The following is a 12,217-nucleotide window of genomic DNA, read 5'->3' on the forward strand; positions in this document are numbered from 1 at the left end:
CGTGCCCCTTCCGGCAGGCTGCCGATCATGAGTGACGGCGTGGGCGACAAGGCCCGGTAGTGCGCAAGCTGATCCTGGACGTCGACACCGGCACCGACGACGCGGTGGCGATCATGCTCGCCGCCGGGCACCCCGAACTCGACCTGCTCGCGGTCACGACGGTGCGGGGCAACGCGCCGCTGCCGAGCACGACCGACAACACGCTGCGGGTGCTCGACCACATCGGCCGCCCGGACATCGGGGTGCACCCCGGGCTGGCCCGGCCGGTCGTGCGGCCCGGCTTCCCCGGGCAGCGGCACTTCGAAAGCGACTCGCCGCGGGACATGCACGGCACCACGCTGCCGTTGCCGGAGGCCCGCAGCGCCCCGCGGGAGCCTTCGGCCGTGGAGTTCCTGCTCCACACCCTGCGCACGACGACCGAACGCATCACGCTCGTGCCGGTCGGGCCGCTGAGCAACCTCGCGACCGTGCTGGCGATCGACCCGTCCGTGCGGGACGCCGTCGAGGAGGTCGTGATCATGGGCGGGGCGCACGCCTACGGCAACGTGACCCCGTCGGCCGAGTTCAACGTGTGGGCCGATCCCGAGGCCGCCGCGAAGGTGTTCGCCGCCGGGTTCGACCGGCTTACGCTGGTGCCGCTCGACGCGACGCACCAGGCGCTCGTGACCCGGGAGGACTGCGACGAACTGGCCGCCCTCGGCACCCCGTCGGGTACCGCGGCCGCCACGCTGATCACGAAACGGATCGACGCCTACACGGCCGGCGGGGGAGTGGCGGTGCGCGACACCGCTCCGGTGCACGACGCGGTGTGCGTCGCCTACCTGGTCCGCCCCGAGGTGATCACCACGCGGCCGGTGCGGGTCGAGGTCGAGACCAGCGGTGAGTTGACCGTGGGCCGCACCGTGATGGACGTGCGGCCGAACGCGACCGGCACCCCGAACGCCCAGGTGGCCTTCGCCGCCGACGGGCGGGTCCTGGTCGAGCTCATGAAGACCGTCTTCGCCGCGCCCTGATGACCGTCTGCTACCGCGCACTGGCAGGATGCCGCCCATGCGGGTGAAGCAGGCGCTCGGAGTGCTGGCGGCAGTAGCCCTGGTGGCGGGCTGCACGACGGAAGCGGGGCAGGCCCCGGTGCCCTCCAGCGCGCCGGTGACCTCCGCCGCCGACCCGGGGTTCACGGTGGTCGCGACCGGGGATGTGCTGATCCACCCCGAACTCACCGAGCAGGCCACCGAGGACGGCGGCGGTAAGCGGGACTACCGCCCGGAACTCGCGGGGATCCGGGACGTGATCAGCAAGGCCGACCTGGCCATCTGCCACCTGGAAACCCCGCTCGCCCCCGAGGACGGGCCGTTCCAGGGCTACCCGGAGTTCAGCGCCCCGCCCGAGATCGCGGCCGCGCTCGCCGACACCGGGTACGACGACTGCTCCACCGCCTCGAACCACACCCTCGACACCGGCACCGACGGCATCGAGCGGACGCTCGACGACCTGGACGCCGCCGGGATCAAGCACACCGGGTCCGCGCGCACCGCGCAGGAGGCCAGGACGCCGCTCGTGCTCGACGTGCACGGGGTGAAGGTCGGGCACGTCTCCTACGCGTTCGGGTTCAACGGCAAGAAGCTGCCCGCCGACCGGCCCTGGGTCGCCAACACCCTCGACGCGAGTGCCGTGCTCGCCGCGGCGCGGGCGGCGAAGAAGGCCGGGGCCCAGGTGGTGATCGCGAGCCTGCACTGGGGCGTGGAGTACCAGCAGGACCCCACGGCCGAGCAGCAGCGGATCGCGAAGCAACTGCTGGCCGACCCCGCCGTGGACCTCATCATCGGGCACCACGCGCACGTCGTGCAGCCGATCGAGAAGATCGGCGGGAAGTGGGTGGCCTATGGGCTGGGCAACTCGATCGCCCGGCATTCGGAACCGCGCGGGATCACCGAGGAGGGGCTGGTCGGCCGGTTCCACTTCACCCGGTCGGGCGCGGGCTGGACGGTCGACCGCGCCGAGTACGTACCCACGGTCATCGACCTCGGCCCTCCGATCCGGTTGCGCACGGCGGCCGATCCGCGGCTCGATCCCGCCCGTTCGGCGCTGGCGCTCGAACGCACCGACCGGGTCGTGCTGAGCAGGGGAGCGGGGAACGCGGGGCTGACCCGCGCGGCCGGCTGAACAGCGCGGGCCGTCGGGAATTCCCTGTCCGGCAACCGGGCGGGGGTTGCGGTCACCGCTGCGGCATGCGTAGGGTCGGGTTTCGGCCTCCCGGACGGGCACCGTCTACAACGGACAGGAGCGGCCATCACCTTTTCCCCGGAATTCCGCCACCCGCCTGCACCGGCGGGCGGGCGAGCGGCGTTGTCGGTGACGGCGATCCGGGGCCCGGGCGGGATCACGAGGGTGCTGGCGGCAGGCGAGATCGACTGGGCGAGCGTCGGTTCACTGGACCGGGCGCTGGAGCACGAACCGGCGTCGGACACCACCGCGTTGGTCGTCGACCTCTCCCGCGTCTCGTTCTGCTCCTCGTGCGGGCTGCACCTGCTCACGAGCCTGCGGCAGCGCGCGCTCGACGCGGGCACGCCGCTCGAACTGGTCGTCGGCTCGGCTCCCGTGCGGCGTGTGCTGCAGGGTGCCGGGCTGTGGCCGCTGTTCTCGATCCACGCCGACCACGCCGCGGCACTGGCGAAACTGACCGCGGAGGGGCGCCTGTAGTCGTGGCGTCCGGGGAGGTTGGTCAGCCGGGTGATGCGCGGTAGCGCTGCCCGTCGCACGGTCTCGCACGGGTAGTAGGCGGGTGTAGGCCCGTGCCATTGATCTGTGGCCGGTGATCTGGACCGGCCCAGCCGGTGCCGCCACCGCAGCCGCACGATGGCCCGCACCACTGTGCCGCGGGTGCGGGCCGGGCTGCGGTGCGGGCGGCTGCTGCGATCAGCCATCCCGGCCACACCTTCGGCGCGGTAGCGCTCGACCTTCGCGGCGGTCCTCGCCGCCTGGCATTAAGGGACACCGCAACCGGACCCGTCAGGGTTCGCGGGCGTCCTCGTCGGGGACGACGTCCGGTTCGGCGACCGCCTCCGCCTGCTGGTCGGGCAGCGGCCGGGCGTTGCGGGGGCGCAGCGCGTTGACGTCGTGCGGGTCGAGCTCGTCCGGGTCCCGCAGCAGCGAGCCGATCGCCGACTTGATCACCGCCAGGATCGGCACCGCAAGCAGGGCGCCCGTGATGCCGGAGACCTCCACACCCACGGCGATCGCGAGCACGACGGCGAGCGGGTGCAGCCGCACCGCGCGGCCGAGCAGGAACGGCTGCAGCACGTGCCCTTCCAGCTGCATGACCGCGATCAGGATCGCCAGCACCACGAGCGCGGCGACGAACCCCTTGGCCACCAGCGCGATCAGCACCGCGATCGCGCCGCTGGCGACGGCGCCGATGATGGGCACGAACGCGCCGATGAAGATCAGCGCGGCCAGCGGGACCGCGAGCGGCACGCCGACGATCCAGATCCCGACGCCGATGCACACCGCGTCGACGCACGCGACCGCGACCGTCGCCCGCACGTAGCTGACCAGTGAGGCGAACCCGCGCCGCCCGGCGACGTCCGCCTGGTCGCGCACCTCGCGCGGGAACGCGCGCAGCACGAACGCCCACACCTGCGGCCCGCTGTAGAGGAAGAAGATGAGCGTGAACAGCGCGAGCAGCGCCTGGGTCAGGATGCTGCCGATGGTGGTGGCCGTGCTCAGCGCGCGGCTGGCCAGCTCGGCCGAGTTCCCGTTGATCGCCCCGATCGTCCGGTTCAGGAAGCTCTGCAGCTGCTCGGGCGAGAGGTGGAGCGGACCGCGCTGCAGCCAGTCGTTGATGCTCGACAGGCTCGCCGAAACCTGCTCCTGCAGCTGCGGCAGGCTCGCCGTGACGGTCGTGATCACGAGCGTCAGGACCCCGCCGACGACGATCAGCCCGACCACGATCGCGATCAGCGTCGCCAGCGCCCTCGGCACGTGCCACTTCTCCAGCCGGTGCACCAGCGGGGCGAACAACGCCGAGACCAGCAGCGCGATGCCCACGGGAATGGTCACGGCCGACAGGTAGCCGAGGAGGTAGAACACGACCCCGAGCGCCGCGACGATCAGCAGGAACCGCCAGCTCAGCGCGGCGGCCACCCGCCACCGCCACGGCACCGCCGCCGCGGCGTCACCACTCCGGCCGGACCTGCCGCGCGCCTGGCCGTCTCCGACCGTCATCGTCCACCTCCACTTGTGCCCCCGGGCGGGTGACTCCGTCTACCCGCTTCACTCTGCCCCTACTCCCCGTCGGGTGGACGGAGGAACACGGATTTGCCCGTCGCTGGTAGTAGCTTCACCTGTATGGATGGCGAACTGAGTGAGCGCTTTCACGACCTCGTCGGTGCACTGGACTACTCCATGTTCGTCGTGACCACCGCACACGGTGGCCGGCGCGCGGGCTGCCTGGTGGGCTTCGCCGCCCAGTGCAGCATCGACCCGCCGCGGTTCATGATCTGGCTGTCGAAGAAGAACCACACCTACGAAGTCGCACGTCACGCGCCGACGCTCGCGGTCCACACGCTGACCACCGCCGAACGGGAACTGGCCTCGCTGTTCGGTTCGCACACCGGGGACGAGGAGGACAAGTTCGCCCGCTGCGCGTGGCGGCCCGGCCCGGACGGCGTGCCGCTGCTGGACGACAGCCCCGCGCTGTTCACCGGGGAGGTGCTCGACCGCCACGACACGGGGGACCACGTCGGCTTCCTCGTGCGCCCGACGTCCGCCGTCGTGCGGCGCGAGGCCCGCCCCCAGCTCACCTTCCAGGAGGTGCGGGGTTTCGAGCCCGGCCACGCCGCCTGACCCCGTTTGCGCCCGGGGCGCCCGGGTACGCGACCGGGGGAGAGCAGAGGAAGTGAGGCAGCGATGACCAAGGCACGCGAAATCATGACCCGCGACCCGAAATGCGTGCGCACGAGCGACACGATCCTGGACGCCGCCCGCATGATGGCGGACACCGGCGTCGGCGCACTGCCCATCTGCGGTGAGGACAACCGGCTCAAGGGCATGCTCACCGACCGAGACATCGTGGTGAAGGTGCTCGCCGAGGGCAAGGACCCGAGGGCGATGCGCGCGGGCGACCTCGCGCAGGGCGAGGCGGTCACGATCGGCGCCGACGACGAGGCGCCGGAGATCTTCCGCACCATGGCCCAGCACCAGGTGCGGCGCCTGCCCGTGATCGACGGGCACGACCTGGTCGGGATCGTCGCGCAGGCCGACGTCGCGCGGGCGCTGGACGACCCGCAGGTCGGCGACCTGGTGCAGGCGATTTCCCAAGGCTGACACCGGTTCAGCGCACCAGGTGGCGCGTCGCGCCCGCGACGAGCACGCCCAGGGCGGCACCGGCGAGGACGTCCGACGGCCAGTGCACCCGGGTGCGCACGCGGGAGTAGGCGACCCCGAACGCCACGGGCGCGGCGAGGGCCGCGACCGGCGGAGCCTGCAGCGCGGCCGCGGCGGTGAACGCCGCGGCCGCGCACGCGTGCGCGGAGGGCAACGCCGGCGAGGTCGGCGTCTCCGGCAGCGCGCGGCGCGCGGGCAGGTCACCCGCCCGCGGACGGCGCCGGAGCAGCAGGCGCCCGAGCAGGTGGCTGGCCGGCAGGGCGATGCCGACCGCGAGCGCGGCGTGGCGACCGGCACGCCGCCACCGTCCCGGCCGGACCAGGAGCACGGCCGCCGCCAGCCACCACAGCAGCCCGCCGCGCGCGGCGAGGCTCAGCACCACCGTGGCCCGCGAGGGGCGCGCCGCGGGCAGCCGTCCGGAAACCCAGTCACCCTCCAGCCGGTCGAGCCGGCCCAGCAGCCGCTTTCGTGACACGCCGTGAGCTACCCCCGTCCACGTGGGGGAAAACCCCGGCGGCGACGGCCACGCATGGACCAGCGCCCAGCGGGTACTGCGGCAGTGTGCCCGACTGGACGCAGATCCTCGATCCGCAGACGCACCCGGTGGAGATCCTGGTGCGGGGCAGCGCCATGTACCTGGGGCTGTTCGTGCTGCTGCGGGTCATCCTGAAACGCGAGAGCGGCACGACCGGCGTCACCGACCTGCTCGTGGTCGTCCTGATCGCCGACGCGGCGCAGAACGGGATGGCGGGGCAGTACCAGTCGATCACCGACGGGCTGCTGCTCGTCGCCGTGATCATCGGCTGGTCGTTCCTGCTCAACTGGGTCGCCGCGCGGTGGGCGTGGGCGGAGCGGCTGATCCGGCCACGGCCGCTGCCGCTCGTGCGCGACGGGCGCCTGCTGCGCCACAACATGCGCCGCGAGCTGGTGACCGAGGAGGAGCTGCGCGGGCAGCTGCGGGAACAGGGGATCGCCGACCTCGGCCAGGTCCACGAGGCCCGCATGGAGGCGGACGGCCAGTTCAGCGTGATCACCACGCGCGCCGCGAAGGAGATCCACCGGCCGAAGGCGCCGAAGAGCAAGCAGCAGGTCTGAACTCACATGAAGCTGCGGGTGTGCAACCGGGAGAGTTCGGCGGCCTCGTCGGCGGGGAAACCCAGGTGCACCAGCCGTCGTTGCCGCCCATCGTCCATTGCGGACTGCAGCGCCTGCACCGCACGCCACCCGCGCGCGATCGCGTCCGGCGTCCACGCGCCCGCCGCGAGCACCACGAGTGCGTCGAACACGTCCTGGTTGAGCCCCGCCGTGTCGAGCAGGGTCTCGTGCCGCCGCTCGACGGCCGCCCGCAGGCGCGGGCGCAGCCCGGGGTCGAGCGTGCCGAGGTGGTGCAGGTGCGCGACACCGAACGCGACGTGCCTCGCCTCGTCGCGGCGCGCCAGGCCGGTCACGCGCCGCGTCACCGGATCCGGCGCGTGCTGTTCCAGGAACTCCAGCAGGGTCAGGAAAGTCCCTTCGCCCAGCACGGACAGCAGGAACGACGCCATCGAGAAGTCCGTCTCCGCCAACAGCGTCGTCAGCGAGGCCCGGCCGCCAGCCGAGGAGGTGCCCAGCTCGCCGCCGGTGAGCAGCGCGCGGCGGCTGAACACCTCGACGTGCCGCGCCTCGTCGGCGGCCTGGACCGCGAGCAGCTGCATCACCTCGCGGAACTGCGGGTGGATGCGGGACAGCAGCCGCGCCGGGACGACGAGCGCCGCCTGCTCGTTCTCCACCAGGTAGGTCATGACCTGCACGACCGCGCGCTCGATCTCGTCCGGCAGCGCGAACTCCGCGTCCCAGGCCACGGCGCGTTCGGGGTCCCACTGGGCGGAGGCCGCGTGCCGGTAGAGCGCGGGTGCCACGTCGGCCCACACCAGATCCCGGTCCACCAGGTCGAAGGGTGCTTCGGGACCGCCGGACTCGACCAGTGCGCCGCGTGCGGCCAGGCCCCAGCGCGGCGAGGCTGTCGGCACGATGCCGTCCGGGTGCGGTCCTCCGGCGCGTTCGGCGCCGGACCAGCGGTCGAGGTCGGCCCGGCCGCGCACGACCCACGCCCGCACGCCGTGCTCCTCGGCCGGGCGCGCCCGGTGCCCGTGCGTGCGGCACCACGCGCTCAGGTGCACCACGAGCGTGGGATCCGCCCCGGTGACCGCCAGTTCGGCGCCCGGCGGCAGGTCGCGCAGCGCCCGCCGCACGAGCAGGTGCGCGCCCTCGTCGAACGCGAGCGGACCGAGGTCGAGGATCACGGCCGGTACTCCGGCTCGGTGAGCCGCCCGTCCTCGTCGTAGAAAGCGCTTTCTGAGATCGCGGCTTCGAGCGGGCCGAAGCCGGTCGTGCGCCCGGGCCGCCACTCGGTGAGCCCCTCCAGGTCGAGCAGCGGGCGGACCCCGGGGTCGGCGTAGGACATGGACAGCAGCAGCTCGCCGAGCCGGTCGGCGAGCCCGGCCGGGGCGCTGTCGTGCACCGCCAGCACGCAGTGGTCGTAGGGCTCGCTGTGGGCGAGCACCCGGGTGCTGCCCGCCGGGAGCGTGCCTTCGCCGCTGAACAGCAGGTGGTTGGCGTCGATCATGGCGGCGGCGTCGGCCTCCCCGGTGAGCAGGGCGCGGGCGGCGTCACGCTCGCCGCCGATGTGGTCGCCGTGCAGCCCGACGCCGACGTCGAAGCGCCGCACGGTCACGTTTTCGCCGGGTGTCAGCCCCGCGTGGCGCAGGAGGGAGACGGGGATGAGCGTCGCCTGGGGCGAGTCGATCGCCCCGACCGCGACGCGGTGGTCCTTGAGGTCGCGCAGGTGCTCGAACGGCGAATCGGCCCGCACGACGACGACGGAGGTGAGGTCCTGGTCGGTGTCCCGCATGACGAGCGGGCGCACGTGGTGGCCCGCCAGGCGCCGCACCCGCAGCCACGCCAGCGGCGAGTTCCACGCGGCGTGGATCCGGCCGCTCGCGAGGTCCTCGGCCTGCCGCTCGTAGTTGCTGTACAGCACGAAGTCGAAGGGCAGGCCGTGATCGCGCAGCCAGGCGCGGAACCCGGCCCAGATCGTGACGACCTTGGGGTCGTACGCCACGGCACCCAGCAGCAACGTCGGCATCGCGCTCCTCAGCGGGACGGGGGCAGACCCGTCCCAGCCTGGGGGCGCGTGCGCTCTCCCGCAACACGAACGACGGGCGGCAGAATGAGCCGGGTGAACCTTCCGGTGGGCGTCGCCGCTCTCCCCATGTGAGGGGCAGGGGCAGCTGACCGATCTCGTGACGCGGTACTCGCAGACGCCCGTCCGCATGGGACAGCAGGCCCGCGACCGGGGGAGCCTGCCGGGCTTCCTCCGCCTGCGGCACGAACAGGGCGATCACCTGACGCTCGTGTCGCTGACCAAGAATTCCGGCGGCAACTTCGGGTTCGTCCTCGACCGCAACGGCACGCCGCTGCCGTCCAAGGGCGCGGTCGACTGCGCCGCGGGCCGCTTCATCGTGTTCTCCATCGGGCCCAACCCCGGGCCCGGCCCCGGCTGAGGTCCACTGTGGTCAGTGGCGGCGGAGCCACGCGAGGACGCCCGCCACCGCGCCCGTGCCCAGCACCCCGAGCAGTGCGTGGTGCTGCGAGGCCCACACCTGCGGGCTCCGCCCGTGCGCCCGGTCGTCGAACTCGCCGTGCGCGCCGTGGTCTATGTCCTCGTCCGCCGGGTGCCAGAGGTTTTCCGGCTGGTCCGCGGGGCGCGGCTGGTCCGTCTGCTGGGACTTGAAGCCCGTCCGCGCGAGGTAGCGGTCGAGCAGGCCCGGGATGACCTTGTCCCCGAGCAGCGTCCCGACCGTGCTCGCGCCGACCCAGTACTCGCGGCGCCTCGGGTGGTCGGCCGCGTACACGATCGCCTTCGCCGCGACCTCCGGCTGGTAGATCGGCGGCACCGGCTGGGCACGCTTCGGCAGCCGCGACAGCACCCACCCGAACTGCGGGGTGTTGACCGCGGGCAGCTGCACCATCGTCACGTGCACGCCCGCGTTGTCGTGCAGCAGCTCGCTGCGCAGCGCTTCGTGCATGCCCTGGATCGCGTGCTTCGCCCCGCTGTAGGCGGTTTGCAGCGGGATGCCGCGGTAGGCCATCGCCGAACCGACCTGGACGATCGCGCCGCGGCGCCGGGGCAGCATGCGGTCGAGCGCGGCGCGGGTGCCGTGCACGTAGCCAAGGTAGGTCACCTCCGTGACCCGCCGGTACTCCTCGGGCCGGATGTCGGTGAACCGCGCGAACACCGACGTGAACGCCACGTTGACCCACACGTCGATGGGGCCCAGCTCCGCTTCGACCTGGTCCGCCGCCGCGTCCACCGCGGCGTGGTCCGCGGTGTCCACCGCCAGCGGCAGCGCCTGGCCACCCGCGGCGTCGATCTCCCCGGCCACCGCGCGCAACCCCTCCTCGCCGCGCGCCAGCACCGCCACGCGATCGCCGCGGGCCCCGAACGCCCGCGCCGTCGCCCGTCCGACCCCGCCGGTGGCTCCGGTCACCACGACCACCCGACCGCTCACCCCGTGCTCCCTCCTGCTCGGCGTTACGCCGGACGGGTACCCCTTCCACCCTCGGGCGAACACGACGTGCGGCGGTGATCGCGCTCGTCGACACCGCGTCGAAATTTCTCGACGCTAGGATTGCCCGGTGCCTCGGACTACGGAGGGGCGGGGCCGCAGGCGGGTCGCGCCCAGCAAGGGAGACCTGCGGGAACGCGCGATCCTCGACGCGGCGGAGCGCCAGCTGGCCGGTGCGGGGCCGGACGCGATGACGGTGGAGACGATCGCCACCGCCGCCGGGATCACGCGTGGCGCCTTCTACTTCTACTTCGGCTCCAAGAACGACGTGCTGGCCGCGCTCGTCGAGCGGACGGTCACCGCGTTGCGGGCCGAGGTCGACGCCGCCGACGCGGCGGGAGCGCCGGCTGAGGCGCTGCGGGAGGGGCTGCGGCAGACGGCCCGCATGTGGCGGGAGCACGGGGACGTCATGCGGGCGGCGGTCGAGCTGTCACCGTCGGTCCCGGCCATCGACGAGGCGTGGCGCTCGGCCGTCACCGCGCTCGCCGAGACGACGTGCCGCATCGCCGAGCGGGCCGGGGTGCCCTCAGGTCCGGGACCGGCGGACGCGCCTGCCGTCACCGCGGCGCTGGTGTGGATGACCGAGCGGGCGTTCTACCAGGCGGTGGCCGGCGGCGGCTCACTCGACGACACGACCGCGACGCTGACCCACGTGTGGCTGGCTGCGCTCGGGCTCGGCCCTCAGCCGCCCAGCGCGGCCGGGTCGTAGCGGCACGCGGCGTTCCACAGCAGGAACGAGTCCATCCCGTTCTCCTTCGCCGCGGCGATCTGCGCCTGCACCTCCGCGGGACCGTAGGTGCGGTGCATGCTGAACGCCTGCAGCCACGGGATGGTGATGGCGCCGCCCTGCCGCGCCTGCTTCGCGAAGTCCGCGAGCGAGCGTGCGGTGATGTCGTGGGGAGCGTCCTCGGGGTCGTCGATGCCGTACTCGCCCCGGCCCCAGTGCGACGGGTACACCATCGGTGCGATGTAGTCGACCTCGCGGGACATCGCCGGGATGTCCTGGGCGATCTGGGTCGGGCGGGTGATCGCGATGCCGAAGACGGAGGCGCCGAGGAACGCGCCGTGCCCGTGCACGGCGTCGCGGCTCTGTTCGAGGAAGTCGGCGATCGCCTGTTCCGGCGTGCCGGTCAGGCCGGGGAGCCGCATCCGGTCCAGCGAGCCCTCCGGGCGGCGGATGTAGTCGTAGAGGATGTCGTCGAAGCCGAGCTCGGCGGCCTCGGCGGCGAGCCGGATGTTGTAGTCCCGCACCTCGGGGTTGGCGAAGTTGGTGAAGGTGTAGTCGCCGTACCCGCTCGCCCAGGCCTCGCCATCACTGGTCTGGACCAGTCGCTCGCGGTGGCCGGCATCCCAGGAAGCCCTGGCCAGCAGTGGATCCCGGAAGGCGACGAGCCTGCCGACCACGCGGATCTTCATCGCGTGCAGCTGGTCCAGCACGGCGCGCGCGTCGTAGTAGCCCTTCGCCGCGCCGATCTCGCGGGCGAGCGGCACCTGCGAGTCGTAGCCGATCTCGCCGTCCTCGTCCTTGATGTCGAGCTGCACGGTGTCGATCAGGCCGTCCCGCGCCATCTGCAGCACCGGTTCGCGCAGGGCGGGGAAGGCCCAGGCGAGCGCCGTCATGTGGACGCCACGCATGCCGGGGTGCTTGGCGTGCACCGGTTGTTCGGTGCGGGTGACGTTGCCCGCCCGGTCCTGGGCGGTGAGGTCGACGCTCCCCGGCGGGGTGGGCAGCGTCGCGCTGAAGCTCCCGTCGGAGCCGACGTCGACGGGCTCGCCGTTGAGCATCACGCGTTCGGCGCCCGACGCCACGCCCCGGACGGTCACGGGCACGCGGAGATCACCGGCCTCGACGGGCTCGAGCGAGATCCGCGGCGGGGTGTCGTCGACGGTGAACGTGCGGGAGACCTCGGCACGCGGGAAGTCGGCGAGCACGCCCAGCTGCGCGGTCAGGGTGTGGGTGCCCTCGGGCAGCCGCAGCCGCGGCGGGACGATCCGCTGGCCGTCGTACCGCACGGGCAACGGCGTCCCGTCGAGGACGAGCCGGACGCTCCGCGGATCGGCCGCGGTGACGTGGACGCGGTCGAGGACGTCGGAAGTGGTGACGGCCCCGTCCCCGACCCCCTGGACGACGGGAGCCGCCGGCATGGCGGCGACGGCGGCCTGGACGCCGCCGGTCAGCACGGCCCCGGTGAGAGCGGCGAACAACACGGGCCGAGGATCCATGT

The 12,217-nt window shown here is 73.1% G+C and carries 14 protein-coding genes and 1 pseudogene; 8 read left to right on the forward strand and 7 right to left on the reverse strand.

Annotated features, from left to right (window positions below):
- The first annotated feature begins 59 nt into the window (after positions 1-59).
- The 3 genes from ABFX51_RS25620 (at position 60) to ABFX51_RS25630 (ending at position 2,700) form a co-directional block, all read left to right on the forward strand.
- Positions 60-1,013, forward strand: coding sequence for a nucleoside hydrolase (locus ABFX51_RS25620; protein ID WP_346055152.1), 954 nt, complete (start codon positions 60-62; stop codon positions 1,011-1,013).
- 37 nt (positions 1,014-1,050) lie between these two features.
- Positions 1,051-2,163, forward strand: coding sequence for a CapA family protein (locus ABFX51_RS25625; protein ID WP_346055153.1), 1,113 nt, complete (start codon positions 1,051-1,053; stop codon positions 2,161-2,163).
- A 189-nt stretch (positions 2,164-2,352) separates the two neighbouring features.
- Positions 2,353-2,700: an STAS domain-containing protein gene (locus ABFX51_RS25630; RefSeq protein WP_346055154.1), complete on the forward strand. Its 348-nt coding sequence runs from the start codon at positions 2,353-2,355 to the stop codon at positions 2,698-2,700.
- 191 nt (positions 2,701-2,891) lie between these two features.
- On the opposite strand, the pseudogene ABFX51_RS39685 reads toward ABFX51_RS25630, so the two are convergent.
- Together ABFX51_RS39685 and ABFX51_RS25640 are read right to left on the reverse strand one after the other, a co-directional pair.
- Positions 2,892-2,948 (reverse strand): annotated as a pseudogene (locus tag ABFX51_RS39685) (leucine zipper domain-containing protein); the annotation flags it as partial.
- 61 nt (positions 2,949-3,009) lie between these two features.
- On the reverse strand, positions 3,010-4,224 hold the full coding sequence (locus tag ABFX51_RS25640; protein ID WP_346055155.1) for an AI-2E family transporter: 1,215 nt from the start codon (positions 4,222-4,224) through the stop codon (positions 3,010-3,012).
- Between the two features lie 123 nt (positions 4,225-4,347).
- On the opposite strand from ABFX51_RS25640, the gene ABFX51_RS25645 reads away from it, so the two are divergent.
- Positions 4,348-4,845, forward strand: coding sequence for a flavin reductase family protein (locus tag ABFX51_RS25645; protein ID WP_346055156.1), 498 nt, complete (start codon positions 4,348-4,350; stop codon positions 4,843-4,845).
- Positions 4,846-4,908: 63 nt separating this feature from the next.
- Positions 4,909-5,325, forward strand: coding sequence for a CBS domain-containing protein (locus ABFX51_RS25650; protein WP_346055157.1), 417 nt, complete (start codon positions 4,909-4,911; stop codon positions 5,323-5,325).
- Between the two features lie 7 nt (positions 5,326-5,332).
- Here ABFX51_RS25650 and ABFX51_RS25655 read toward each other — a convergent pair whose 3' ends face one another.
- The gene (locus ABFX51_RS25655; RefSeq protein WP_346055158.1) at positions 5,333-5,860 is read right to left on the reverse strand and encodes a phosphatase PAP2 family protein; all 528 of its coding nucleotides are present in this window, start codon (positions 5,858-5,860) and stop codon (positions 5,333-5,335) included.
- 86 nt (positions 5,861-5,946) lie between these two features.
- Between ABFX51_RS25655 and ABFX51_RS25660 the strand changes: the two genes are divergently transcribed.
- A complete protein-coding gene (locus ABFX51_RS25660; RefSeq protein ID WP_346055159.1) occupies positions 5,947-6,480 on the forward strand; it encodes a DUF421 domain-containing protein in 534 nt (177 codons plus the stop codon).
- A gap of 2 nt (positions 6,481-6,482) precedes the next feature.
- Here ABFX51_RS25660 and ABFX51_RS25665 read toward each other — a convergent pair whose 3' ends face one another.
- Together ABFX51_RS25665 and ABFX51_RS25670 are read right to left on the reverse strand one after the other, a co-directional pair.
- A complete protein-coding gene (locus tag ABFX51_RS25665) occupies positions 6,483-7,667 on the reverse strand; it encodes a ferritin-like domain-containing protein (RefSeq protein WP_346055160.1) in 1,185 nt (394 codons plus the stop codon).
- Positions 7,664-8,509 carry a phosphate/phosphite/phosphonate ABC transporter substrate-binding protein gene (locus ABFX51_RS25670; RefSeq protein ID WP_091503917.1) on the reverse strand — a complete coding sequence of 282 codons (846 nt, stop codon included), beginning with the start codon at positions 8,507-8,509 and terminating at the stop codon, positions 7,664-7,666. The genes ABFX51_RS25665 and ABFX51_RS25670 overlap by 4 nt, the downstream gene beginning before the upstream one ends.
- A gap of 157 nt (positions 8,510-8,666) precedes the next feature.
- Between ABFX51_RS25670 and ABFX51_RS25675 the strand changes: the two genes are divergently transcribed.
- A complete protein-coding gene (locus tag ABFX51_RS25675; protein ID WP_091503919.1) occupies positions 8,667-8,927 on the forward strand; it encodes a hypothetical protein in 261 nt (86 codons plus the stop codon).
- 12 nt (positions 8,928-8,939) lie between these two features.
- Here the strand turns inward: ABFX51_RS25675 and ABFX51_RS25680 are convergent, their stop codons facing one another.
- Entirely contained in the window at positions 8,940-9,935 is a 996-nt protein-coding gene (locus ABFX51_RS25680) for an SDR family oxidoreductase (RefSeq protein ID WP_091503920.1), read from the reverse strand.
- Positions 9,936-10,062: 127 nt separating this feature from the next.
- Between ABFX51_RS25680 and ABFX51_RS25685 the strand changes: the two genes are divergently transcribed.
- Positions 10,063-10,701, forward strand: a complete 639-nt coding sequence (locus ABFX51_RS25685; protein ID WP_091503922.1) for a TetR/AcrR family transcriptional regulator — start codon at positions 10,063-10,065, stop codon at positions 10,699-10,701.
- Here the strand turns inward: ABFX51_RS25685 and ABFX51_RS25690 are convergent.
- A complete protein-coding gene (locus tag ABFX51_RS25690; RefSeq protein ID WP_346055161.1) occupies positions 10,674-12,215 on the reverse strand; it encodes a putative glycoside hydrolase in 1,542 nt (513 codons plus the stop codon). The two genes, ABFX51_RS25685 and ABFX51_RS25690, sit on opposite strands and share 28 nt — an antisense overlap.
- Positions 12,216-12,217: the final 2 nt, after the last annotated feature.

This window comes from Amycolatopsis dongchuanensis (assembly GCF_039542405.1).
Taxonomy (GTDB): Bacteria; Actinomycetota; Actinomycetes; order Mycobacteriales; family Pseudonocardiaceae; genus Amycolatopsis_E; species Amycolatopsis_E sacchari.

What these genes read in the sequence shown, in the direction of transcription:
- ABFX51_RS25645 (WP_346055156.1), top strand. Translation starts at nt 4,348, where the DNA reads ATGGATGGCGAACTGAGTGAGCGCTTTCACGACCTCGTCGGTGCACTG.
- ABFX51_RS25640 (WP_346055155.1), bottom strand. Translation starts at nt 4,224, where the DNA reads ATGACGGTCGGAGACGGCCAGGCGCGCGGCAGGTCCGGCCGGAGTGGT.
- ABFX51_RS25670 (WP_091503917.1), bottom strand. Translation starts at nt 8,509, where the DNA reads ATGCCGACGTTGCTGCTGGGTGCCGTGGCGTACGACCCCAAGGTCGTC.
- ABFX51_RS25650 (WP_346055157.1), top strand. Translation starts at nt 4,909, where the DNA reads ATGACCAAGGCACGCGAAATCATGACCCGCGACCCGAAATGCGTGCGC.
- ABFX51_RS25690 (WP_346055161.1), bottom strand. Translation starts at nt 12,215, where the DNA reads ATGGATCCTCGGCCCGTGTTGTTCGCCGCTCTCACCGGGGCCGTGCTG.
- ABFX51_RS25625 (WP_346055153.1), top strand. Translation starts at nt 1,051, where the DNA reads ATGCGGGTGAAGCAGGCGCTCGGAGTGCTGGCGGCAGTAGCCCTGGTG.